General features: G+C 47.3%; 18 protein-coding genes, 27 tRNA genes, 2 pseudogenes and 1 CRISPR repeat array. Of the genes and pseudogenes, 41 read left to right on the forward strand and 6 right to left on the reverse strand.

Annotated elements, in window-relative coordinates:
• Positions 1 to 11 precede the first annotated feature (11 nt).
• The 3 genes from H6F76_RS18440 (at position 12) to rnc (ending at position 3520) form a co-directional block, all read left to right on the forward strand.
• Entirely contained in the window at positions 12 to 1775 is a 1764-nt protein-coding gene (locus H6F76_RS18440; protein ID WP_190510529.1) for a trypsin-like peptidase domain-containing protein, read from the forward strand.
• A gap of 506 nt (positions 1776 to 2281) precedes the next feature.
• The gene (locus tag H6F76_RS18445) at positions 2282 to 2746 is read left to right on the forward strand and encodes an NYN domain-containing protein (protein WP_190510531.1); all 465 of its coding nucleotides are present in this window, start codon (positions 2282 to 2284) and stop codon (positions 2744 to 2746) included.
• 87 nt (positions 2747 to 2833) lie between these two features.
• Complete coding sequence (rnc, locus tag H6F76_RS18450) at positions 2834 to 3520, forward strand: ribonuclease III (protein WP_190510533.1); 687 nt, start codon at positions 2834 to 2836, stop codon at positions 3518 to 3520.
• Positions 3521 to 3744: 224 nt separating this feature from the next.
• On the opposite strand, the gene H6F76_RS18455 is transcribed toward rnc, so the two are convergent.
• Both H6F76_RS18455 and H6F76_RS18460 read right to left on the reverse strand, forming a co-directional pair.
• Positions 3745 to 3924 carry a hypothetical protein gene (locus tag H6F76_RS18455; protein ID WP_190510535.1) on the reverse strand — a complete coding sequence of 60 codons (180 nt, stop codon included), beginning with the start codon at positions 3922 to 3924 and terminating at the stop codon, positions 3745 to 3747.
• A gap of 192 nt (positions 3925 to 4116) precedes the next feature.
• Positions 4117 to 4979: pseudogene (locus tag H6F76_RS18460) on the reverse strand (Rpn family recombination-promoting nuclease/putative transposase).
• Positions 4980 to 5169: 190 nt separating this feature from the next.
• Here H6F76_RS18460 and H6F76_RS31095 point away from each other — a divergent pair.
• The 8 genes and pseudogenes from H6F76_RS31095 to H6F76_RS18500 all read left to right on the forward strand — a co-directional run bounded on the left by H6F76_RS31095 (position 5170) and on the right by H6F76_RS18500 (position 11127).
• Positions 5170 to 5466 (forward strand): AAA family ATPase, encoded by a 297-nt coding sequence (locus tag H6F76_RS31095; protein WP_190510537.1) that lies wholly within the window; start codon positions 5170 to 5172, stop codon positions 5464 to 5466.
• On the forward strand, positions 5432 to 5959 hold the full coding sequence (locus H6F76_RS18470) for a ParA family protein (RefSeq protein ID WP_190510539.1): 528 nt from the start codon (positions 5432 to 5434) through the stop codon (positions 5957 to 5959). Before H6F76_RS31095 ends, H6F76_RS18470 begins: the two co-directional genes overlap by 35 nt.
• 177 nt (positions 5960 to 6136) lie before the next feature.
• A complete protein-coding gene (locus tag H6F76_RS18475) occupies positions 6137 to 6577 on the forward strand; it encodes a hypothetical protein (RefSeq protein WP_190510541.1) in 441 nt (146 codons plus the stop codon).
• Positions 6578 to 6719: 142 nt separating this feature from the next.
• Positions 6720 to 7759, forward strand: a pseudogene (locus H6F76_RS31535) (PDDEXK nuclease domain-containing protein).
• A gap of 152 nt (positions 7760 to 7911) precedes the next feature.
• Positions 7912 to 8589: a site-specific integrase gene (locus tag H6F76_RS18485; protein ID WP_347276064.1), complete on the forward strand. Its 678-nt coding sequence runs from the start codon at positions 7912 to 7914 to the stop codon at positions 8587 to 8589.
• Positions 8590 to 8763: 174 nt separating this feature from the next.
• The gene (locus H6F76_RS18490) at positions 8764 to 9903 is read left to right on the forward strand and encodes a hypothetical protein (protein WP_206754395.1); all 1140 of its coding nucleotides are present in this window, start codon (positions 8764 to 8766) and stop codon (positions 9901 to 9903) included.
• A gap of 10 nt (positions 9904 to 9913) precedes the next feature.
• Complete coding sequence (locus H6F76_RS18495; protein WP_190510543.1) at positions 9914 to 10504, forward strand: 3'-5' exonuclease; 591 nt, start codon at positions 9914 to 9916, stop codon at positions 10502 to 10504.
• A 38-nt stretch (positions 10505 to 10542) separates the two neighbouring features.
• Positions 10543 to 11127: an AAA family ATPase gene (locus H6F76_RS18500; RefSeq protein WP_190510545.1), complete on the forward strand. Its 585-nt coding sequence runs from the start codon at positions 10543 to 10545 to the stop codon at positions 11125 to 11127.
• Positions 11128 to 11251: 124 nt separating this feature from the next.
• Here H6F76_RS18500 and H6F76_RS18505 read toward each other — a convergent pair whose 3' ends face one another.
• Together H6F76_RS18505 and H6F76_RS18510 are read right to left on the reverse strand one after the other, a co-directional pair.
• Positions 11252 to 12718 carry an HD domain-containing protein gene (locus tag H6F76_RS18505; RefSeq protein ID WP_190510547.1) on the reverse strand — a complete coding sequence of 489 codons (1467 nt, stop codon included), beginning with the start codon at positions 12716 to 12718 and terminating at the stop codon, positions 11252 to 11254.
• A gap of 123 nt (positions 12719 to 12841) precedes the next feature.
• On the reverse strand, positions 12842 to 13186 hold the full coding sequence (locus tag H6F76_RS18510; RefSeq protein WP_190510549.1) for a hypothetical protein: 345 nt from the start codon (positions 13184 to 13186) through the stop codon (positions 12842 to 12844).
• A gap of 98 nt (positions 13187 to 13284) precedes the next feature.
• Between H6F76_RS18510 and H6F76_RS18515 the strand changes: the two genes are divergently transcribed.
• From H6F76_RS18515 to H6F76_RS18560, 10 genes are all read left to right on the forward strand, one after another.
• Positions 13285 to 13503 (forward strand): hypothetical protein, encoded by a 219-nt coding sequence (locus tag H6F76_RS18515; RefSeq protein WP_190510551.1) that lies wholly within the window; start codon positions 13285 to 13287, stop codon positions 13501 to 13503.
• A gap of 75 nt (positions 13504 to 13578) precedes the next feature.
• Positions 13579 to 14109: an HNH endonuclease gene (locus H6F76_RS18520; RefSeq protein WP_190510553.1), complete on the forward strand. Its 531-nt coding sequence runs from the start codon at positions 13579 to 13581 to the stop codon at positions 14107 to 14109.
• A gap of 27 nt (positions 14110 to 14136) precedes the next feature.
• Positions 14137 to 14523, forward strand: coding sequence for an alr0857 family protein (locus H6F76_RS18525; protein ID WP_190510555.1), 387 nt, complete (start codon positions 14137 to 14139; stop codon positions 14521 to 14523).
• A gap of 192 nt (positions 14524 to 14715) precedes the next feature.
• Positions 14716 to 14791, forward strand: a tRNA-Asp gene (locus H6F76_RS18530).
• A 6-nt stretch (positions 14792 to 14797) separates the two neighbouring features.
• Positions 14798 to 14874: transfer RNA gene (locus H6F76_RS18535), tRNA-Glu, on the forward strand.
• A gap of 2 nt (positions 14875 to 14876) precedes the next feature.
• Positions 14877 to 14971: transfer RNA gene (locus H6F76_RS18540), tRNA-Arg, on the forward strand.
• Between the two features lie 5 nt (positions 14972 to 14976).
• Positions 14977 to 15058: transfer RNA gene (locus H6F76_RS18545), tRNA-OTHER, on the forward strand.
• Between the two features lie 3 nt (positions 15059 to 15061).
• Positions 15062 to 15136 (forward strand) — tRNA-Cys (locus H6F76_RS18550).
• A gap of 5 nt (positions 15137 to 15141) precedes the next feature.
• Positions 15142 to 15216 (forward strand) — tRNA-Ile (locus H6F76_RS18555).
• Positions 15217 to 15218: 2 nt separating this feature from the next.
• A tRNA-Trp gene (locus H6F76_RS18560) sits at positions 15219 to 15289 on the forward strand.
• A 10-nt stretch (positions 15290 to 15299) separates the two neighbouring features.
• Here H6F76_RS18560 and H6F76_RS18565 read toward each other — a convergent pair.
• Positions 15300 to 15503 (reverse strand): hypothetical protein, encoded by a 204-nt coding sequence (locus H6F76_RS18565; protein WP_190510557.1) that lies wholly within the window; start codon positions 15501 to 15503, stop codon positions 15300 to 15302.
• On the opposite strand from H6F76_RS18565, the gene H6F76_RS18570 reads away from it, so the two are divergent.
• The 20 genes from H6F76_RS18570 to H6F76_RS18665 all read left to right on the forward strand — a co-directional run bounded on the left by H6F76_RS18570 (position 15504) and on the right by H6F76_RS18665 (position 18334).
• A tRNA-Tyr gene (locus tag H6F76_RS18570) sits at positions 15504 to 15587 on the forward strand. It abuts the gene before it with no gap.
• Between the two features lie 108 nt (positions 15588 to 15695).
• Positions 15696 to 15773, forward strand: a tRNA-Arg gene (locus tag H6F76_RS18575).
• A 5-nt stretch (positions 15774 to 15778) separates the two neighbouring features.
• Positions 15779 to 15861 (forward strand) — tRNA-OTHER (locus H6F76_RS18580).
• A 5-nt stretch (positions 15862 to 15866) separates the two neighbouring features.
• Positions 15867 to 15939 (forward strand) — tRNA-Phe (locus tag H6F76_RS18585).
• A 5-nt stretch (positions 15940 to 15944) separates the two neighbouring features.
• Positions 15945 to 16019: transfer RNA gene (locus H6F76_RS18590), tRNA-Asn, on the forward strand.
• 5 nt (positions 16020 to 16024) lie between these two features.
• Positions 16025 to 16101 (forward strand) — tRNA-Gln (locus tag H6F76_RS18595).
• A 7-nt stretch (positions 16102 to 16108) separates the two neighbouring features.
• Positions 16109 to 16182, forward strand: a tRNA-Gln gene (locus H6F76_RS18600).
• A 135-nt stretch (positions 16183 to 16317) separates the two neighbouring features.
• A tRNA-Leu gene (locus H6F76_RS18605) sits at positions 16318 to 16393 on the forward strand.
• 5 nt (positions 16394 to 16398) lie between these two features.
• Positions 16399 to 16475: transfer RNA gene (locus tag H6F76_RS18610), tRNA-Pro, on the forward strand.
• Positions 16476 to 16478: 3 nt separating this feature from the next.
• Positions 16479 to 16551, forward strand: a tRNA-Leu gene (locus H6F76_RS18615).
• Positions 16552 to 17284: 733 nt separating this feature from the next.
• Positions 17285 to 17362 (forward strand) — tRNA-Ile (locus H6F76_RS18620).
• A 128-nt stretch (positions 17363 to 17490) separates the two neighbouring features.
• A tRNA-Lys gene (locus H6F76_RS18625) sits at positions 17491 to 17565 on the forward strand.
• A 6-nt stretch (positions 17566 to 17571) separates the two neighbouring features.
• Positions 17572 to 17646, forward strand: a tRNA-Leu gene (locus tag H6F76_RS18630).
• Positions 17647 to 17648: 2 nt separating this feature from the next.
• Positions 17649 to 17719 (forward strand) — tRNA-Met (locus tag H6F76_RS18635).
• Between the two features lie 9 nt (positions 17720 to 17728).
• Positions 17729 to 17803, forward strand: a tRNA-Thr gene (locus H6F76_RS18640).
• 4 nt (positions 17804 to 17807) lie between these two features.
• Positions 17808 to 17898: transfer RNA gene (locus H6F76_RS18645), tRNA-Gly, on the forward strand.
• A 124-nt stretch (positions 17899 to 18022) separates the two neighbouring features.
• Positions 18023 to 18098 (forward strand) — tRNA-Val (locus tag H6F76_RS18650).
• 5 nt (positions 18099 to 18103) lie between these two features.
• A tRNA-Arg gene (locus tag H6F76_RS18655) sits at positions 18104 to 18179 on the forward strand.
• A gap of 5 nt (positions 18180 to 18184) precedes the next feature.
• Positions 18185 to 18258, forward strand: a tRNA-Ala gene (locus H6F76_RS18660).
• 2 nt (positions 18259 to 18260) lie between these two features.
• Positions 18261 to 18334: transfer RNA gene (locus tag H6F76_RS18665), tRNA-His, on the forward strand.
• 116 nt (positions 18335 to 18450) lie between these two features.
• On the opposite strand, the gene H6F76_RS18670 is transcribed toward H6F76_RS18665, so the two are convergent.
• Entirely contained in the window at positions 18451 to 18831 is a 381-nt protein-coding gene (locus H6F76_RS18670; RefSeq protein WP_190510559.1) for an AbrB family transcriptional regulator, read from the reverse strand.
• Positions 18832 to 19059: 228 nt separating this feature from the next.
• Positions 19060 to 21327: direct repeats of the CRISPR family, unit length 37 nt; unit sequence GTTTCAATCCCTGTAAGGGTTTCAGGCTGTTTGCAGC.
• Positions 21328 to 21330 lie beyond the last annotated feature (3 nt).

Raw genomic sequence — 21330 nt, forward strand, 5'->3', positions numbered from 1 at the left:
GATAAAGCTTTATGGCAAAGATTCTACCTAACAAAATATGGACTGAGTTGGGCTTCATTTGGAGAGGGCTAGAAGACATAGAGGCAGGGGAACAGGAAATTGCTTTAGAGCCAACTCAAATATCAGGAAGTAATCTTGCAACTCTAATTAATCAAAGACTGACGCTGCGATCGCAGAAGCTCTCAGATTTAGTCTTAAATGAGAATGATTTACTGCCCTTCAGCTTTTTTGAAGAGGGTCAAAATGCAGGTAAAGGCGTCTGCTGCCTTACTCGTCGAATCAGCAACCTTAATGAGTTAGACAAACTCATTGAAGCAGCTAAGGAGCAGCCAAGACTACAGGCAATCTTACTAGTGTGGTATTTGATTGATCCTGTGAGGGAGCCAGAAAAATTTAAGGAAAAAGCCCCAACTGTAGATTTACCTTATGCCTCTGGTTTTCTGGTCGGTGGGGATTACCTACTGACCAACCGTCATGTTGTAGAAAACAAAGATCTACTCAAAGAATTTAAGGCGGTCTTTAACTACGAAGACCGCGCCCGTACTAGAGAAAGTCATCCAGAGCTACTGGCTCGGTTAGACAAATATGGCTTTGTTGACGACTTTTGGGTCTCTTCACCCCCTGAATCAGACTTGGATTACGTGTTGCTTAAGCTTGAGCCGCTGAATGGAAAGTCGGTGAGCGCCTTTTTTAAGGGAGTTAATTTAGCAAAAACCTTAGCAGGAACGCTCGCGCCCGGTCTGACAAAAGGAAACCTAGACAACGACCCTGCCTTAAAAGCCGGATTAAATAACGATTTCACAACTCTCGTAGAGAACAGAGGATTTATCTCTGGCGATCCAGTTCATATGATTGAGCATCCTGGGGGACGACCCAAGGAAATTGTCGTCTTTAATAATCGCCTCGTAAATGTGTACGAGAACTTTCTAGAGTACGAAACTGATGCGGAACCTGGTTCTTCCGGTAGCCCGCTGTTTAATACATCCTGGCAAGCAGTTGGTCTTCATCAAGCATCACTTCTGGACGAAAACAGTGCTGAGCGGAAGATCAAAGGCTATTTAGGCATTCGGATGGATAGCGTTTTGACAGACTTGCGCTCACAGGTTGCCAGCAATCTAGACCCGCGCCTGCGCGATTTCTTTGACATCGTTGATGGTACCGCTCCACCAACACAACCTCAGGTATTTATTCTGGCTGGACGACGACGCTCATTTCTAGGAAATGATGCAGACCTAGAACGGCAAGCGATGGAAAATTTGAGACAGGCAATTCGTACAGAATTAGCTCACCGCGACCCAACGGTTCGTATCGTTCCTATATCAGGACATCCGGAGCAACCCCACTCAGATGCTCTTAAACAGGCAATAGAGGAAATTAATCAGCAACGTAATCCTGATCAACAGAGCGAGTTGGCGATCGAAATTCTCACAAACCGTTCTGGGTCTCCTTCAAAAGTTCATGGTATTACTTTGTACTATAGCGCTGCCAATCCCCTTGCCCAGCAGTTGGTACAGTTTTTACAAGCGGCTCTCAAAACCACTAGTCCATTACCCTACATTGGTGCCTTCCCTGATTCGTACACCAAGAGTCGGCGACTTGCCTTTTGTCGAGAGATCAACTTACCAGCCGTGGTAATTTATGTTGGCTACTTAGACAATGAAAGCGATCGCAGGTATATAGAGGCGGTAAAGCGAGATTCCAGTGCTGCTGCTTCTCTAGCAACTAGTCTTACTACTGGCATCCTCGATGCCCTTCAAGCATTTGAGCCTCAATAGCATTAACTCTTTATGATTTAGAAAACTCAACATCTTCCACCCGTGTTGAGACTGATGCTGTAAGCTCTCTCCTGAGCATCTCCTCTTGACGAAGATTGCACGACAGTGCCATCTTAAACGTAATGCAGCTTTATTAATCAAGGCAGACGAACGTCTGGGTTTTCGTCTCATAAGCAGCATCTCTGTACCTTGACATGACATAGGGCTATTACCTTGGTCTAGCAGTAAGCTGGCACAGTCTTCTGGCAATGGCGATGAAAAACTTTGGTTTCAGTGACGTTTCTTCACTAATGCCAGAGGTTTTCCTACCCACTGTTTGACAAGCTGTGTACGTTTATTGCTAGCTCAAGTTAATCGCTGTATGTGATGTCACGGCATAGAGATACTGTGCATTGAGACGGTAATCATCTAAAGCTGGATACCTTTAGCATTATCGCAGCGTATTCAGCCTGTTAGATCGAGCTTGAGCACTAGGGCTGCCTCACAAACAAATTAGAGGCATATTTATGTTGAACCAACCCGATGGTTTGGTCATGTCGTCTGTGGCAATTTTGTGTGATTGGCAAAACGTTAGGGGCACGCACGCGCAGCTTCGCTGCCTCATGACGTTTGCCTGTCTGCGTGGCACGATAGCGTTTAAGCGTGCCTATGCACACTGGCGACGCGAACAGGCTCAGTGGGAGGAAGTGTTTGATGACTTGGAATTCGAGTGTATTAATACTCCCTCCTCCAAACGCAAGAAAAATAACGCCGATCACAAACTGATTGCCCATTGTAGGCAGCAGATTCTTCCGCGCCCGGACATTAAGACTGTCATTCTGCTCTCTGGCGATGGCGATTTTAAGGGACTGGTACGTGACCTTCAGGCAAAGGGCAAAGAGGTGATTGTGATCGCGCAGTGTCTCAAGAAAACGAGTCGCAAGCTCAGGCAAGCGGCGGATGAGTTCCACTTATGGCAGCAGCTTTGCTAACAAGTTTAGTCACTAGCTACCCCTCTCAGAGCAGAGGGGTAGTAGCAGTGCATGGGAGCCAATTGCCATAGAGAAGGAGCATGATAAATGCACAAATTGTTGACCTTTCGCAACGAAAAGTTGCTACGACAGGCGTTAACGCACCGTTCGTTTATCAACGAAAATCCCGGTGAAGCGTATAATGAGCGGTTAGAGTTTTTAGGGGATGCTTTACTGACTTTTATCAGTGGTGACTATCTGTACCGTCGTTACCCAGACATGGGGGAAGATGAAATGACACGGCGGCGGTCATCACTGGTGGATGAGAAGCAGCTGGCTAAGTTTGCGCTGGAAGTAGGGTTAGATTTTCGGATGCGTTTGGGCAGAGGTGCGATTCAAGAAGGTGGGTTTAATAATCCCAATTTACAGAGCAGCACCTTTGAAGCGGTCGTTGGTGCTTATTACCTGGACAACGATCGCGACATAGAAGCGATCCGTCCGCTGATTGAAAGTTTTTTCAATGCTGCTTTGCCAACGGTTCCAGAAACCCGTTCTCACATTGATGCCAAGAACCGCTTTCAAGCATGGGTACAGGCAACCATTGGGTCTGTCTTACCAAAGTACGTGACAGAGCGCACAGGTGATCCCGATCATGCACCGGAGTATCTGGCGCGTGTTTTGGTCAACGGCAAAGTCTATGGCGAAGGCAAGGGTTGCGGTAAAAAGGGGTCGGAGAAGTGTGCCGCCGAGGATGCTTTGGCACGGCTCAAGGCTCAAGGTTTACTTGAGGGCTGAGAACCCTTACAGCTAGTAGGACTTCTATCCAACCTCAAAGGGGCAATGCTGCTCTATGTCTAATCCGCAACAGCTGCGCTCAAGCAGAGTTCTCTAATACCAATTTCAAGTGGAATTGCATAGGCATAGAGGCATTAAAAGTTTAGATTGAATGAATTCAGTTTTAATCAAGCTGTGCTCTTCGGCAGCACCACGCAAGATCGAACTTTAGTGTTGGGAAATGGCTAAGAGTGCACACCGCCATTGGGCATAATCACGTCCATGAGAATTGCGCCCGTTAATTTGACCATGAGTTGCTCCGAAAAGCCCATTTTGGCTCCTTGTAGGTCAGTCTCACTGAAATCAACGCTACTGAAATCAGTTGGGGCAGCCAGGGGGTAAAGAGCAGTGATGTGTTGCCACAACTGAAAATTGGCACTGACTCAAGCGTTCAACCTACTGTCGATCGTTAACGTTAACGGATCAAGCATCGAGGCTTGGAGCCAATCAGCTAAAAGCTTAATTTATTAAAAGCTAAAAAGCTAAAAAGCTAAATTTAGCTAATGTTTACTTGTTAATTAGGTTATTTGGGGACACTTTGTCCCATTAAGTGTCTGTCAAGGATTCTCGTGATCCTGTGATAGATGAGCTTCTAACCATGCTAGCAACTCTGCAAGCGCCACAAAATCCAAGAGCGCCTCGCTCAGATCCTCTAATTGCGAGTTAGAGAGTTGCTGAATCCTTCCTCTTACATCCTCATCCAACGTCCCTACACGCCGAACTAACAAGCGCAGCACGATCGATAAGGCTTTTTCGTGTCCACCTTCTTCTTTGGCTTCTCGCAAGATTCTTGAATCTTCCAACTGTAAACCCAGCATGGCTTCCACCTCTTCCCGACTTAAATTGGTAAACTTGTAAACCGCGATCGTCGTTATAACTTCTATTATCGTGCCTACTGCAACCGTACTGCTCACTTCCCGCTGCGCCCGCTCAATCAAGCCTCGTGCTTGGGCTGCGGCAGTTTCCTCTGGAGCGATCGTCAACTGCATCAAGCCGATCCCTACAGGCTGTTGACTTGGATCGCCTAACTCGTCCAGGTAAATGCGCTGCACCTGCTCGCTATTTAAAAAAGCTCGGTACATTGTGGCGTTCTCTGGTTCCAAACTACGGGATGGGAAAATGATCACCCCATACCAATCGCTATACAAAGCACGGTTGCGATACAAATACAGCATCGACTCGGCAATAAAGCGATGGTAGAGGTCATCATCCTTTTGGAACTGCACTCAGCAAAAAACACCGTCTTGGCATTCGCATCATCGGGTGGCAAAAAGACCCCATCAATCCGAAAAGACGGCTCCTTCACTTCCACCGACTCAAAGCGATAACGTTGCGCCTCAATGGGTGGGTGATCCACTAGCTCAAAGATCAGCGCCGGAAACCGCTGGAAAATTTGATAGAAAATGACATCTCGTCTCACAACAGACTCATGCAGCCATAGCAGAGCATCTGATTGTAGCCGTAATTCCTTCTGAAACTAATACGTCAGTACTTCAGGTTAAATCCTAAAAAACTAAAAGCAAAAAAGCTAAAATTAGCTTTTTAACAAAAGGTTTTTTAATCCAATTGGATTTTTGGTAAAGTCTAATTGGTTCAAAGAAGAATTAGTTATGCTAACCATCGCGATTGCCTCCCTTAGCGGCGGGCAGGGCAAAACTACCGCTTCTCTAATGCTCGGTCGTCTGCTCTCGCGCCAAGGCTACCCGACTCTATTGGTTGACGCTGACCCACAGCACAACCTAACCACATACATGGATTTAGAACTCCAGGCAAATCAACCCACACTGCTAGAGTTCTTGAAAAAAACCGTTTTGGCAGAAGATAGCATCTACCCCAGCGAAGGCAACGACAATCTCTTTCTCATTCCTGCCGATGACCAACTCGATACCGTGCGACTATCTTTCTAATAGTGGTGTCGGTGCAACGTTGCTGAAGCGCCGTCTTGAGCTAATCGCTGACGCTTTTCAAGTTTGCATCATTGACGCGCCACCCCAAAGATCGCAAATATGTCTCACTGTCCTTGGTGCTGCGGATGCCCTGATCATTCCCGCTGAAGCCTCTGTGAAAGGCTATGGCTCTTTGGTAAGAACGCTGGACTTACTACGAAACCTTCAGGATGTCGGTGCAACAGAGGCTCAAGTGATGGGAATCTTACCCTTCCGAGATCGTTGGATTGGCAATTCCCAAACCCAGGAGAGCCGCGCGGCTGTCACTGGCATGTGTGAAGAAGTCGGGGAGGAATTGATCCTGCCTTCCATTCGAGAATCCGAACGGTACAAACAAGCTATCAACCGACGATCTACTTTAAGCGACATGGGCTACACCGAGTTGGAATATCCCTTCAAGGTGTTAATCGACAAAATTAGCAAGCTGTCAAAAAAGCAAAAAGCAAAAAGCTAATTTTGTCCTTTTAGCTTTTTACTAAAACCTGATAAGACAGTGAAGCCAGGTATTCGTTTGAGTTAAAGTGGTAAGATTGTGAAATATAAAAAGCTAATTTTAGCTTTTTAACTTTTTTGCTTTTAATAAACTGATTGTTTTAGCTTTAATTAATTGTCCCCAAAACCCCTAAAGATCATGTCTGACAGTGTTCTAGACCGAATCCGCCAAAACCGACAGCGCCCAGCCGTCCCCGCCAGAGACAATACGCTCATCAGCAGAGTGCAGCAGCCAGAAGCGCCTCAGAGTCTTGATGTGGTCGAGACTCTACCAGAAGCACAGGTATCTGCTGCTCCCCTAACTAACGATGCCCTAGAGGATTTGAAGGCAGAACTGGCGAAAATTCCAGAAACGAACCGCCACTCAGCGATCGTTCTGGAAAAGGAGCTTGATCAAAGCTTGACGCGCTATTGCAAAGACAATCGCATCACCATTGAGGTATTTCTCGAAGCTGCCTGGGTGCATACCAACGCTAACCCAAAAGCAATGGAGGAAATTCTGACAGAAGCCAAACGACGCTATGCCGATCGCAAACGGGCTGGTAAGCTGCGTCGTCTCATCACCATGCTGGAAGGCTAAGCCTGCTCAAAGATTCATGGAGCCAACTGTGCCCAAACAGCCCGAAAACCAACCCATTCCAGACAAGCAATCTGCCGAACAGCTTGAACTGATCGGTGCCGTTGATACTTACACAACTGTACTGGGTGCTGTTGTGGAACTCATGGAGGCTGCCCGTCGTGCTGCTGCGCGATCGGTTAACGCCATCATGACTGCAACTTACTGGGAAATCGGACGGCGCATTATTGAACTAGAGCAGAGAGGGGAAAGCCGTGCTGAATATGGCAAACAAATTATCGAGCGGTTAGCTAAGGACTTGAGCGATCGCTTCGGACGCGGCTTTCAGAAGAGCAACTTATTCCAGATGCGTGCCTTCTACCTCGCCTATCCCCACCAGGGACAATCCTTTTCGCCTGAAACACTCGCGCCTGAGATTTTCCAGACACTGTCCGGAAAATTCCCACTTCCCTGGTCCCATTACGTGAAGCTACTCACTGTCAAAGCACCGGGAGCACGTACTTTTACGAAACAGAAGCCTTACGTGGCGGGTGGTCCGTGCGCCAACTTAGCCAGCAGATTAACACCCAATACTACGAACGTGCCTTACTCTCCCGCAACAAAGCAGCCATGTTAAAGAAGGGTGCTGCTTTACGCCCTGAAGATGCGGTCACCCCTGAAGAGGAACTGAAAGACCCGTTCGTTTTAGAGTTCCTTGACCTCAAAGATGAATATTCTGAAAACGATTTAGAGGAAGCACTCATCCGCCACATTGAGAGCTTCCTGCTGGAACTAGGCGGCGATTTTACGTTTGTGGGTCGTCAGCGCCGTTTGCGGATTGGTGATCAATGGTTCAGGGTAGACTTACTCTTCTTCCATCGTCGTCTACGCTGCCTGGTGATCATCGACCTTAAGCTGGGCGAGTTCACTTATGCCGATGCAGGACAAATGCATATGTACCTGAACTATGCTCGTGAGAACTGGACTTACCCAGACGAGAACCCGCCTGTTGGCTTGATTCTGTGCAACAAGAAGAATGAAGCAGTTGCTCATTACGCCCTCGAAGGTCTATCAAACATTCTGGCAGCCGAGTACCAGACAGCCCTACCAGAAGAGAAATTATTAGCAGCTGAATTAGAACGCACCCGTAAAGCGATCGAAAATCGGCTCACTGATGGAACAGACTTGCTTCATGAACAGATTTGATCCAGAACAGCTAATTACGGTAGATAAGTTTTGCTTAATTGACTAAGAGGCTTTAAGAAGTGCGAACGAAGGAATAGGGCTTTGAGGTTGATACATTAACTTATATAACTTTCCTAATGTAGAATTGGCTGAACACCTGTACTGGTTCAGCCGTGAAAGTCAATCGCCACGACCAAGCCAAGATCCTCTCACCGCAGGAGATTGCCTGGTTGTTTGACGGGAAGCTGGGATTAGTTGCGGATCTGAAGGTATTTCGGCTGCTGATTTGGCTGTTGGAAGGGAAAGAGTTTGGGGCGATCGCCTCCCTTTCGTTGCTCTCCTATATAGAAGGGTTGCCGACGGAGCGCGATCGGGCGTTGTTTGGGATTTGTCTGTACACGACTGCGCGGGTTAATGAGGCATGTTCGTTGCATACCGCTGATGTGTATGGGACAGATGGGCGGGTGCGCGATCGCATTACCTTTCGGCGGGCAACAACCAAAGGAAAACAGGAGACGCGATCTGTTCCGGTGTCGCCGGAGTTAAGGAATTTGCTGGAAGGGTATCGGAGCGATCGTCCTTACCTCTTTCCAGGACGTTGGGGTAGAGGACATATTTGCCCGGAGTCTGCCGATGCCATTTTACGAGCAGCCTTTAAGCGGTTGGGGATTGAGGGTGCTAGCACTCACAGCTTTCGACGCACGGCAATTACCTGGATGCACAACGAACGAGTGCCAATCAAGCATATTCAGTCGATCTCTGGACACAAGAGTCTGTCAGCGTTGCAGCGGTATATTGATGTGACCGAGAAAGATAAGGAGATGGCGGTTGCGACGCTGAGTTTTCGATAACCTCGTAAATTACACGGCTATATTTACTGCAGATCTTCTATGCAGCACCGTCTTGTTAAGACTTATGGTTGTCTAGAACAGCTTCTGGAGGACTAGAGCAAAATATTGGAAATGATTCCGCTCTTTAGATGGTGAGTAAATACACACCTTGGAAATACTAGCTTCTGTCATTCAATGAAAAAACTACATCAGGCTGCACACAACTCATCAAAGATAACGAGCTTAAGGATACATCCAGATCTGCTTGATCCTATTGAGTATCGAAAGTCCGGTTTAAGCTTAAACCACATTGTAGGTTGCCCTTTAAACTGCACTTACTGTGTTCGTCACCTGTTTGATAACTTTGAGATGAAACAGCCAGAAGCATTAATGAGTGATGAAGAGGCAGTAGAGTATCTAATTAAGCATCCCTTTTTTCAAGCCCACAAAACTCCACTTCAAATTTTCAATCGTGCGACTGATCCTTTTCTACCGATAGTTAAACCCCATACTTTTTCAGTACTGGAGAATCTAGATCAGCGAGGATTGAGAAATCATATATTAGTCATCACACGTTCTAAAATTACTGAGGATGACTGTAAATGGTTAAATAGTCTTTCTTCTTTGAAAGTTACTCTATTAATTACTTATTCTGGAATTGATGATGAAAGAATTGAACCAATAAGCAGTGATATTGCTGAAACCTCTCTTTATCAAGCATATGCTCATGCAGTTCGGTATCGAGTAATTTTTTACTGGAGACCTATTATTCCTAGTCTTAACGACTCTAGCAAACACATAGTAAAAGCTATTGAATTGAGCCGAAATGCGCATGCAACGGTATTTACAGGTCTGTTCTATCGAGAACAGATTCGGAAGTATTTTCAAGATAACGAACTACCCGATCTTTACAATGAGGTAGCAAGGAGAAAAATTTTACCTAAGCAGCTAGAACTGAGAATAATAAAAGCCTTTGAAAATGCATTTCCAAAGGCTGGAAGCCTATTCCGAAAAACTTCATGTGCTGTTTCTTATGCTCACAATCTCCCTGACTACAACGGGCATTATGGAATTCGTGAGCTTTGTAGTATTTGCCCAAAACAGCAAATTAATCGTTGTGCTAAGTTCTGGAAAACACCCTCATTTAATGAAGTTGAATACTTAGCCAAGCAGATGGGTAGCCCACATACTCCTCAGATTAAGGGCGGAGCAATTGAAATTGATGGATTAGATGAACAGCGTCGATACTACATCCAACACGCTTTAGGGTATCAAGTTCATGACCCTCACTATCCTCATCTTCTAGATCAACATGGACGTGCTCCAATTGGGTGAGAGGATAATAATGCAACCTACTGACCAGATTCCGTGGTATCAAGCTCGTTATAAAGTGATTGATCTGGAGGGTAACGGCTTTCAACCTCCTGACATTGTTGAGCTTGCAATCGTCACGTTGGAGCAGGGAGTAATTACAAGTGTACCTACTGTATGGCTTTTAAAGCCCGAACAGCCTATTACACGTTTTGCAACAAAAATTCATCACATTACTAATAAAGATGTAACTAGCTCTCCAAGCTTTGAAGAAGTGCAAAATGAAATTGAGCAAGAACTTCAAGATGATTACATCATTGCCCATAATGCTTCAGTTGATTACAAAGTTCTTAGCCGTAAATTGCCAACTTGGAAGCCTAAAGGGATTCTTGACACCTTAAAACTTTCGAAAAAAATTCTACCTGGAATGAAATCTTATAGTCTAAGTAACTTAACTGAACAGTTATCGATCAACCTGTCGGATACTAATCATAGTGATTCTTTAAAGCCACATCGGGCTGGGTACGACTCTCTGATAGCTGCTCATCTTTTCTTATACTTATTAGCTCAGCAAAGTAGTATTAATACTGTTTTTGATCTGCTTTCTATCTCAGAAATTAAATAAAGAAGCAAGTTTATTTATAACGATAATAGCTACTTTAGATGACTATCAAAATTGGAATAGCTGGAACTCATTCTACTGGTAAGAGTACATTTATTGAAGATTTAGAGTGTGAACTTCAGAATCTAGGGTACCGTGTTGGGCGAGTTAATGATTTAGCAACTGAAGCTCAAAAACTAGGATTTCCAATCTTGAGCGAGCATACCTTCAGTAGTACCTTATGGATTATGAGCCGAGGAATTACTCTAGAGTTAGAAGCCAGTCTTAATGCTGATATTGTGCTTGTAGATAGGCCAGTTCCCGATGCATTAGGATACTTACTGGCAGCACTTAAAATGCGGCATGAGAAAATAAGTGACTGGGAACGGAAATACCTTTTTGATTTAGCAAGTTATCATGCAAAGACTTACCTGCTTCTATTCAAAACCAAAATTAATCCAAACCTTCCTATTGGTCAAAATAAGCCCCGTGATCACAACTCAGAATTTCGAATTTTAGCAGCTGAGAAAATTGATTCTGTTTTTGATGAACTTCAAATTCCTTATGAGGTTTTAAGTACCTCCAATTCTGACCAAGTCAAGGAAAAAACCATTATAAAATTGCTTAATGTATTGTCAAGCCGATAAGATTAAGGCTTGACATCTCAAGCTAGAAGTCACTCACTTGCTTGCATAGATCCTAGTGTTTGCTACAGAGATCCAAGAATTGAGATCAATCTCAATTTCCGAGCTACTCACTAAGTGGATATTTCTAAATCAATTCTTCTGTTTTTGACAAAAAACCTCCGTTTGTGGAATCGTTTACATCTATTTTTATCTCTTCAGATTCTAAATTCCCGGAAGTATCTATTGAGTCGTTTCCCACGTTAGGATAAATCACGTATTCTATCTTGTGTTGTTCACGGAGCATGTAAACAATTCGACTTGAGTTTTCAAATTCGAGAGTGTTAGGCTTATCATCTACTTTCTTTTGTTCTCCTAAGTAAATACTGTCGCCCTCTTTATAACTCTTTCGCCGTGAAGTATCTGGTAAAACGTAGTACTCACGAAGGTCGTCTTCTCCTAAGTTCAAATAATTAGAATTCTTCAGATTTTTTAGAGATTTCTCCTCCCTTTTTCTACCGTCATCATGTCCACTAATTTCTACAGCAGAGTGCAATTTACGGTGCCAAAGTCGGTCTGCATAATCCTTTACTATAGGATCCTCATAATTTTTCCATTCTTCGATCAAAGCCCATACATGACCCTCAGTTAAATTCAAATAACTTTGCAAGCTCACATTCTTTCCATCCCTCATAAGTTGAAGTAAAGGATGATCCACCCGATTGAATAAAGCTAAGGCTTTTTCTTCATCAACTGCTAAACGGGCTACACGTAGTAACAGCGTCTGCATCATGGCTGTTGCTGCTCGGACTTTACGGTGATAATACACTGCTCGGTAAAGCTGATCATTTGCTAGAAGTGCCGACTCTAATGCCTCAATAGCCTTACGATCCAATATAAAAAATCGATCCTTTGGTTCTCTTACATACAAATGTTGTAGAATCCGATCCAAGTCAAAACCTACTCCTGTCAAACCTGCCATCCGAGCATCTCGAAGAATATAGTCAAGCCGATCGGCATCTAACTGGCTTGAAACTATTCGATAACGCCAATGTTCTTCCCTACCTTTTTTAATAAAGAACTGAGCAACACGAGAGGGTAGATCTTCCCTGCAATTCTTCAAAACTCGATTAACCTGCGTATCTTCTTGTATTAACCGGAGTGTCATTTCTTCGTGATCAAATTGCTCAGTTGCAGGACGATCTGCATGAATTGCACGAAGGATTTCCTCAAGACTATGGCTAAAAGGTCCATGTCCGATATCATGAAGTAGTGCTGCGGCGACAGTTTCATATTTCCAGAGCCAAGCATCCTCGTGCTCTTCTAACCCGCTGTTAAGTAATATTCTGTCAACCATTCGGCGAGCTACAAAAGCTACACCTAGACTATGAGCAAAGCGCGAATGCTCCATAGTGTTGAAGACAAAATGTGCTAACCCATTCTGACGAATCCAACGTAACCGTTGCATAGCATCAGTATTAATGAGTGCTTTTACAAAAGCATCAAGCCCCTGATTATGATTACTGCGCGGCAAATTACCTGGAAATGTAATGGGGCCATGAATTACACAAGCATAACTTTGTGTTCCTGCTGGAGAATATGAAGATTCAGTCATGGCTTCACCAAATAAGCTCCGTATAATTTAGCCTTGTCAACAGTAGTTGTAGCAAATCGAATTTATATTTGGCAGGGATTCTGTTGCCTAATTGAATCTAGACTGCCATTAAAGACAGTGGAACTAAGATTCCTTGTTTAATCCTAGCCATATAGCCTGCTGTGGTTGGATAGATTGATTCGTGGCAATATATCGCTCCTTTTGATGAGCGATCGCCCTAAAAGTGGCTCGAATATCCGACATAGATAACAGTGGGGAATGGGAGGGCGAGCGCCTATCTTCTACTGAATATGACTGCACCTCACCCACCCTCATCTGTTGCTCCACAAACTGCCAAAGCACTTCTCGAATCAGGGTTTGATAGCCCTGTTCACCAGAAATCTCCCGCAATCGCTCTTTCAGTTCGGGTTCCAGTCTGATACTCGTTACCTGCATTTCCGAAGTGCTACCCCGTTTGCGTGTATCCATAACCGAACATCCTAAATTTCAATCAAGGGTGGACAATCTGATACTACAAATGTAGTATGTAGACATTCGGATTTGTAATACAAATACTACAGCCTTCCATGATACGCATCCTTTATGCCACCTTAGCCAGCGCCATGCAGTGCCGACCTCAACACGGTCTAGGCAGAGCAGTGGCACTGTTTGCATTTGAGGGTACGTATTGGTTTAGCGGCGGTAAAGCCGTCAGCGAAGGCATTGATAGCAACATCGCCGGACGACTCAATTCAGATCAACTCACTAGCAGCGGGAGGTGCAGGGTAAGCCTGACACCGACATAGGGAAAAGCATATCTACTTCCCCAACCCCCGCTCCTGGTGATCAGAGGCGGGGGTTCTTTTTTAAGGAGAAAACTAATGCAGACCGAGCAGCGACAGAAGATTCCAATACTCCAGAACCAGGTCGTGGTGTTCTCTAAAAACTACCTGCCCCTGGCGCGGATCAACCTTAAACGGGCGGTCGTGCTCCTGGTGACCGGACAAGCAGAAACTCTGGAGTTCAGCAGCACTCAGCAGTGGGAAGTACGCTCTCCCAGTGTCGTGCTACAAATCCCTGACCACATCCGGTTGACCAGCGGCAATCCAGAGCGGCATTGGAAGGTTCCTCCGGTAAATCGTCGGGAGGTCTTCCGTCGAGACAACCATACCTGTCAGTACTGCGGCAGCGCCAAGCACCTGACGCTGGATCACGTGATTCCCCGATCAAAAGGTGGACCCTATACCTGGGACAACGTGGTGACCGCCTGTGAGAAGTGCAATTCATGCAAAGGCAATCGCCTCTTACATGAAACCGGAATGGTATTGAGAACCAAACCCAAAGCACCGATGCACCCTGCGATCGCCTTTGCCGAGCAGTTTTGGAAAGAACAGCAACCTGTTGACACCTGACCTCAAGCCAGAAAGGAGGCACGACCGATGTTGAAGCTGAACTACACCGACGTTGGGCTGTACATGGAGCGGATCATGACCAACCCCGAACGGTTGATTGCCCAGCGAGTTCTTCTGGCGATGCGGTTAGGGCGATCGCTCCTTATCGAACCTGGTCGAGCCTCCTTTCTGCTGCCTGCTGATATTCCCCAACTGAAAGTGCTAGAGACAGCACTACATCGCGAGTATGGCTCAGTAGTCACCCTCATTGCTGTAGATGAGGGGTTTGTCGAGGTCGGACTGAGCGGAAGCTGGATTGCCGAGGACAAGGACGCTCACGAAGGGATGTTCCTGGCGGTGCTGAGTGATCGCACTGAATTCCTGATCCACAAGTTGTGGCAGATGAGCGAAGTCCACATTTCCTCTCTAGCGTAGTGGGGAAACCCAGTAGGAGAGGGCGATATGACCATTTCTTTCCCGATCGTCCTCTTGCCTAGAAAAAAAGTTGTAGTACGGGGTTGACAATTTGTAGCACGTTTGTAGTATAACTGTAGTATCAACACTGCAACCTCTCACAAAGGCTCTGTAGTCACCCTTCTGAACCTAGACAATTGAATCGCCACCTTTGGGGGTGTAGCTTAGTCTGGCTCAAAGCAGTCGCCTGTCGAGCGAAAGATCGCGGGTTCAAATTCCGCCATCCCCGCCTTGTAGCATTGTGGACAAATAGAGAAGTCGCCGTGCCTCTCAAGCATGGAGAAGCGGGTGCAACCCCCGTCGATGCTCCCAATGAGGATGTAACTCAGATGGACAGAGTGCTTGTTTCCGAAACAAGTGGTCACAGGTACCGCTTCGCGGAAGCAAGCTACAAATCCTGTCATCCTCGCTCATGGGAACGGATTGGCATCACTTGCTTCGAAACCAACAAACGGACGGTTGCAGGATTGGGGTTCAATTCCCCACGTTTCCACCACATCTCCAGGTCGCCAAGTGGAAAGGCGTTGGTCTGCAAAACCGACTAGCGAGAGTTCGATTCTCTCCCTGGAGTCCAATCATTGCAGCGTAGCTTAATGGCAAAGCCCCAAGCTCATAACTTAGTCATTGCGGGTTCGACTCCCGTCGCTGCGACCAATGCACAGATGGTGTAACGGCAACATCGCGGTCTCCAAAACCGTTGTTCGAGGTTCAAATCCTCGTCTGTGCGTTGTCGTGCCCTAATCGAAGAAGCTTACATACTCGCCTAATGGTAAGGCAACTGTTCGTAAAACAGTCCATTGCAGGTTCAAGTCCTGTGTGTGAACAACAGCTTTTTCAACTTGCACGGCATACATGGTGCAGAAGCGAAGTGGTCGAGCGGCACGTCTCTCAAGCGTGTGATTAACGGGTTCAAGTCTTGTCTGCACTGCCAATTTCAACATAGGTCGGCTCGCCTATTGGTGTGGGCAACGGTCTGTAAAACCGCCGCGATTGCGTTGCTGGTTCAATTCCAGCCCGACCTACCAACGGTTTGATTGACAACATTATGGAGAGTAAATCGATCAGGCGATCGACGCTGTTTGCTAAACAGATGGATGAACAATTGTGGTTCGACTCCACTGCTCTCCGTCTTTGAGAACGTGGTGTAACTGGATGAACACATCGGTCTACGAAACCGAAGAGTGAAGGTTCAATTCCTTCCGTTCTCGCCAATCATGGAGGGCACCGCTGAATGGTCGGCAACTGGTCTTGAAAACCAGGGTAGTCCTTGGGCTAGGGGTTCGATTCCTCTGCTCTCCGCTTGTGGGAAGTTGGTGAAGCTGGTGCTCACGTGCCGCTGAAGACGGCGAGAAGATGGTTCAATCCCATCACTTCCCACTCATTGCCCTATAGCTCAATGGCAGAGCGAGCGGTTGTTAACCGCAAGGTTGTAGGTTCAAGTCCTACTGGGGCAGCCATGCTTTGCCGAGTGGACGACATGGAAAGTCGCTGTGACTCTGAATCATGGAGCTGCTGGTTCGACTCCAGCCTCGGCAGCCACATTTATTGGGAAGTACACAAACAGGCAAAGCGACTTGACTTTGAATCAAGTGTTTGAAGGTTCAATTCCTTCCTTCCTAGTCAGGGGGCGTGAGATGTCATTGGGTCACGATCTCCATCCTCCTGTTTCATACTCCTGTAGCCCAGCTGGCAGAGGCGGCTGTTTCAAAAGCAGTTTATGTGTGAGTTCAACTCTCACTCTTGTGTACCAGTCTTGCTCCTGTAGCCCAATGGAAGAGGCGATCGCCTTAGAAGCGATGCGTTGCGGGTTCAAATCCTGCCAGGAGTACCAACCATCGGGATGTAATTCAGCGGTCTAGAAGCCTTGGTTTGGGACCAAGGAGTCGTGGGTTCAAATCCTACCATCCCGACCATTTGCCCTTGTGGCGGAACGGCAGACGTACTGGTCTTAGAAACCAGGTTTTGTGGGTTCAACTCCCACCGAGGGGTGCGACACGAAGTCGCATTTTACAAGTGAGCGAAAGCTCCAAAGGCTTGTGTCAAGCCTGTTCCCACTTCTCCCATGCGTCATCAGCAATGATGAGGTGTGAGAGCGGAGATGAAAGTCTAAGGAAGTAGCCCAGTTACAGGGCGAAACCGGGCAAGGGAAAGTCCTGCATGGTTAGCCTAGCGAACCATTGTTTGAAGCCTCGTTAGGGAATAGTAATCGAAATGTAACTAACACGATCGGTGGATGCAATTGGCTTTGGTCTCCCTTGAACCAAAGTATTGACACCAAGCATCCGGGGTAAAGATGGAACCTAACCAGGACGAATCTTGTGAATGCGGAACGTGATAACTTCCACAGGGTCAGCGAACGCTGTAGGGAATCCGTAAGGAGTACCAATTCCCTGGGGAAGGGGGACTTCCTCAAGAAGCGAAAGGCGTTAACTCGAAAGAGAACGGGAATGCATAACCGAACGCATAGGGTGATCCCTATCCGAAAGGAGAGCAGACGTGAGGAAGGCTGAAACGGTGGTGGAAAGCACTGGTGAAGCCCAATTACTGATGAAAAGTTAGACGTGTATGCAACTACATGAACGTAAGTCAGTAAGTCCTTCGGGGCAAGCAGAAACGCAGTGTGAGTAGTACTTGACACAGCAGGAGCCGAATACTTGGAAACTTGTACGTTCGGTACTGTGAGGGGGAAAACCTGCAAAGGTTTACCTATCTCGACTACCAAGCACCGGAGGCGAAAGTGGTGGACGCGCACGCCCGATAAGCGTGTGACTAGCAGGTTCGACTCCTGCCCGGTGCACCAATTGTGGGTTGTAGAGCCCTTCGGGCATACAAGAAAGGCAGAGCGATTATGCAGCCGCCTTTTAAGCGGACTCATCCAGGTACCCTTCGGGAAGCAAGCTACAACCCCTGGGCAACCCACCAAAAGCTGGGCGTTTGGCAGAACGGTGATGCATCTGATTCTTAATCAGGTTAACGTCGGTTCAACTCCGACAGCGCCCACCAAACCCTACCCCTGTGACGCAATTGGCAGACGTGTCCGGCTTAAAACTGGAATCTTTGCGAGTTCGAGTCTCGCCGGGGGTACTGCGGGGATAGAGCAAGAGCGGCTCGGCAGTCTCATAAGCTGCATACGGTGAGTGCAACTCTCACCCCCGCTACCAATTACGCTGGTGTGGCTCAACGGCGGAGCAATCGCCTTGTAAGCGATGGGTTGCAGGTTCAACTCCTGTCACCAGCCCCAGAATGCGATCGTGGTGCAGCGGCAAGCACCTCTGGCTTCCACCCAGAAGACACGAGTACCCTTTGGGAAGCAAGCTACGAGTCTCGTCGATCGCTCTGAACCAGCAATGGTTCTTTCTGCGATCGTGATGTAACGGCTAGCCTCTGAGTCTGCCAGTCTCAGCGCATGGGTTCGAGTCCCATCGATCGCTTGAGCGTGCCGCAAAGCAATCGCTCTTCTAGTCCTGTAACTCAGTGGGGAGAGTGCCTCTCTTACAAAGAGGCAGTCGCGGGTTCAAGCCCTGCCAGGACTACCAATTATGGGAGTGTCGCCTAAGGGAAAGGGCATCGATCTTCTAAATCGAGCTATGTAGGTTCGACCCCTACCACTCCTGCCAAATATGGGTCTGTAGCTTAATTGGGAAAGCGTCTGCCTTGCAAGCAGAAAGATGTCGGTTCAACTCCGACCAGAATCCACTGTGACTGAACCCGAAGTGGTGGAGGGGCTGGTCTGTGACACCAGTGTTAGCGAGTTCAACTCTCGTCAGTCACTCCTTTATGAAATGATTGCTCGATCGGTGTTAGCGCTGGAGCTAATCCTTCCTGGCTCAAGAGAGAACTAGCGCCTGCCCCTCACTGAGCGATGACTTGCAGAAGATGGGGACTGGCTCACTCCATAGGGTCAAGTTGTTTGAGTTGAATGTGGTTCCGTCCCAGCACTAACTCAAACTCGTCACCTGGCTGAAGTCCCATCTGCTTGGTATAGGCGACCCCGATCAACAAATTGCCGTTGGCTTGCACGCTAAGGCGATAGCTTGCACTGCGTCCAGCCCGACCATCACTGGCTGCTTTGCCATCCAGCTCAATGCCATCTGCTTCCATCAAGGCATTCAGAAATTGCATCATGCTGACGCGCTCCACGCCACCTTTGGTGACGGTGTAGTACCCACAAGCTTTTGCTTTCTGCTCTTTGCTCAGGGTGTCTAACGTTTTCACCTTTCGCAGCAACGCTTCTCCTGTCAGCGGTTCGCTCTTCTTCTTTTTCGCCATGCCTTTACCTCCCTACCAATGACGCTCGATCCATCATGATCGATCACGGGTGCGTGGGAACAACAATAGGTTTTAAGCTTTGCTGAACTGCCTAGCCATGGAGGGTTTGAGCCAACATCAGCTTGAAGGACCTTGCAGTCTTAAAGAGACTCTCCACAGCACCAACTTTGGGTCTTAAGTTGGTATGGCAGGATAAGGCAGGCGATCGCGCTAATCAGCGAACCTGTAGTTTCAATCCCTGTAAGGGTTTCAGGCTGTTTGCAGCATTTTAGCGGGTCAGGGTGAATCCCTGGTAGTTCATGTTTCAATCCCTGTAAGGGTTTCAGGCTGTTTGCAGCAAAGCGACCTTAGCAATAATGTCCTGCCACACCTTTGTTTCAATCCCTGTAAGGGTTTCAGGCTGTTTGCAGCATCAACCCGATCGCCGCGATACCCGCCACGAGTAGTTTCAATCTCTGTAAGGGTTTCAGGCTGTTTGCAGCAAGGACTGGGCGGAGGTGTGTATTCAGGATTCGGGTTTCAATCCCTGTAAGGGTTTCAGGCTGTTTGCAGCTGAGCAATAGCGATTTCTCCAAGAATAATACAAGGTTTCAATCCCTGTAAGGGTTTCAGGCTGTTTGCAGCCGGGCTACGGTGCCTTTGACGGCAGTGACGACCTGTTTCAATCCCTGTAAGGGTTTCAGGCTGTTTGCAGCCTGAGCGCTGTTGGTGGCATCCCTCCCTACTCCTGGTTTCAATCCCTGTAAGGGTTTCAGGCTGTTTGCAGCTTGATTTCAATCGTCCCTCAAAAATCTTTTACACGGTTTCAATCCCTGTAAGGGTTTCAGGCTGTTTGCAGCCAAGGTTCTTAAGTGGCGTTGCAGTCGCTGCCTGTGTTTCAATCCCTGTAAGGGTTTCAGGCTGTTTGCAGCCACCCTCAATCGTTCCGCTACCAGGATCAAACCAGTTTCAATCCCTGTAAGGGTTTCAGGCTGTTTGCAGCAAACTGAGCGACTAGCGGCGTAATGTTGAGCGTGCCGTTTCAATCCCTGTAAGGGTTTCAGGCTGTTTGCAGCAATAAATAGCCGTGACTAGGGATACGCGCACTAAGTTTCAATCCCTGTAAGGGTTTCAGGCTGTTTGCAGCGCGCCTATTATGATGCGGCGGTGCCGATCTGCCAAGCGGTTTCAATCCCTGTAAGGGTTTCAGGCTGTTTGCAGCTGTACTCATTTTCGTGAGGTTTTTTAGGGATTTTGTTTCAATCCCTGTAAGGGTTTCAGGCTGTTTGCAGCGTTGGGCTTTAAGCGTGTGCAGCAACTTCACTTGGTTTCAATCCCTGTAAGGGTTTCAGGCTGTTTGCAGCCAGCAGTTTCAACCGTCAACATTGACCAGTATGCCGTTTCAATCCCTGTAAGGGTTTCAGGCTGTTTGCAGCCCTAGTCCACAATCCCCTGTATCTTCAATCATGAGTTTCAATCCCTGTAAGGGTTTCAGGCTGTTTGCAGCGCACGACTCGCCAACACTCTCAGAACTGAGAAGAGAGTTTCAATCCCTGTAAGGGTTTCAGGCTGTTTGCAGCCTGCAACGACCTAGCCTTGCTTGAATCTGCTCTAGTTTCAATCCCTGTAAGGGTTTCAGGCTGTTTGCAGCCCGGATGCCGTTGTGGGACTTCCCGCTGTGATTGGTTTCAATCCCTGTAAGGGTTTCAGGCTGTTTGCAGCTATTTCATCATGCCTGCGTAACGACGAACTTCGCGGTTTCAATCCCTGTAAGGGTTTCAGGCTGTTTGCAGCTTCTCAGGGTAGCCAGGTAACACGGTTAAAACATGGTTTCAATCCCTGTAAGGGTTTCAGGCTGTTTGCAGCCTGAAGAGGAGCGTGTATGGGGAGAGTATCAGTTTGTTTCAATCCCTGTAAGGGTTTCAGGCTGTTTGCAGCGTGACGGTTAAATGCGGCTCTTTGTAAATGGCTTTGTTTCAATCCCTGTAAGGGTTTCAGGCTGTTTGCAGCATCACCGGCTCCTGCCAGTCAGAGTCAAATACCAACCCCTGCGTTTCAATCCCTGTAAGGGTTTCAGGCTGTTTGCAGCGATAGATTCTACGGCTTCATCCATTTGAGTATTGGTTTCAATCCCTGTAAGGGTTTCAGGCTGTTTGCAGCATCGCTCATTTCCAGGAACAGTGGCGCGAGTGCCAGTTTCAATCCCTGTAAGGGTTTCAGGCTGTTTGCAGCGGTTTGCGATCGCCACTTTGGGCTTATCATTCAGGTTTCAATCCCTGTAAGGGTTTCAGGCTGTTTGCAGCATTAAACGTTACGCCCCACCTACCGTATATGATCGTTTCAATCCCTGTAAGGGTTTCAGGCTGTTTGCAGCCCTGTAGACTTGCAGCATCCATCTTTAGGAGGGTTGTTTCAATCCCTGTAAGGGTTTCAGGCTGTTTGCAGCGTTGGGCTTTAAGCGTGTGCAGCAACTTCACTTGGTTTCAATCCCTGTAAGGGTTTCAGGCTGTTTGCAGCCAG

Source organism: Leptolyngbya sp. FACHB-321, from assembly GCF_014695975.1.
Classification (GTDB): domain Bacteria; phylum Cyanobacteriota; class Cyanobacteriia; order Leptolyngbyales; family Leptolyngbyaceae; genus Stenomitos.

Bases quoted from the DNA above. Each gene is read 5' to 3' on its own strand.
- H6F76_RS18440 (WP_190510529.1), top strand. From the start codon at position 12: ATGGCAAAGATTCTACCTAACAAAATATGGACTGAGTTGGGCTTCATT.
- H6F76_RS18445 (WP_190510531.1), top strand. From the start codon at position 2,282: ATGTTGAACCAACCCGATGGTTTGGTCATGTCGTCTGTGGCAATTTTG.
- rnc (WP_190510533.1), top strand. From the start codon at position 2,834: ATGCACAAATTGTTGACCTTTCGCAACGAAAAGTTGCTACGACAGGCG.
- H6F76_RS31095 (WP_190510537.1), top strand. From the start codon at position 5,170: ATGCTAACCATCGCGATTGCCTCCCTTAGCGGCGGGCAGGGCAAAACT.
- H6F76_RS18470 (WP_190510539.1), top strand. From the start codon at position 5,432: ATGACCAACTCGATACCGTGCGACTATCTTTCTAATAGTGGTGTCGGT.
- H6F76_RS18475 (WP_190510541.1), top strand. From the start codon at position 6,137: ATGTCTGACAGTGTTCTAGACCGAATCCGCCAAAACCGACAGCGCCCA.
- H6F76_RS18490 (WP_206754395.1), top strand. From the start codon at position 8,764: ATGAAAAAACTACATCAGGCTGCACACAACTCATCAAAGATAACGAGC.
- H6F76_RS18495 (WP_190510543.1), top strand. From the start codon at position 9,914: ATGCAACCTACTGACCAGATTCCGTGGTATCAAGCTCGTTATAAAGTG.
- H6F76_RS18500 (WP_190510545.1), top strand. From the start codon at position 10,543: ATGACTATCAAAATTGGAATAGCTGGAACTCATTCTACTGGTAAGAGT.
- H6F76_RS18505 (WP_190510547.1), bottom strand. From the start codon at position 12,718: ATGACTGAATCTTCATATTCTCCAGCAGGAACACAAAGTTATGCTTGT.
- H6F76_RS18510 (WP_190510549.1), bottom strand. From the start codon at position 13,186: ATGGATACACGCAAACGGGGTAGCACTTCGGAAATGCAGGTAACGAGT.
- H6F76_RS18515 (WP_190510551.1), top strand. From the start codon at position 13,285: ATGATACGCATCCTTTATGCCACCTTAGCCAGCGCCATGCAGTGCCGA.
- H6F76_RS18520 (WP_190510553.1), top strand. From the start codon at position 13,579: ATGCAGACCGAGCAGCGACAGAAGATTCCAATACTCCAGAACCAGGTC.
- H6F76_RS18525 (WP_190510555.1), top strand. From the start codon at position 14,137: ATGTTGAAGCTGAACTACACCGACGTTGGGCTGTACATGGAGCGGATC.
- H6F76_RS18565 (WP_190510557.1), bottom strand. From the start codon at position 15,503: ATGTTGAAATTGGCAGTGCAGACAAGACTTGAACCCGTTAATCACACG.
- H6F76_RS18670 (WP_190510559.1), bottom strand. From the start codon at position 18,831: ATGGCGAAAAAGAAGAAGAGCGAACCGCTGACAGGAGAAGCGTTGCTG.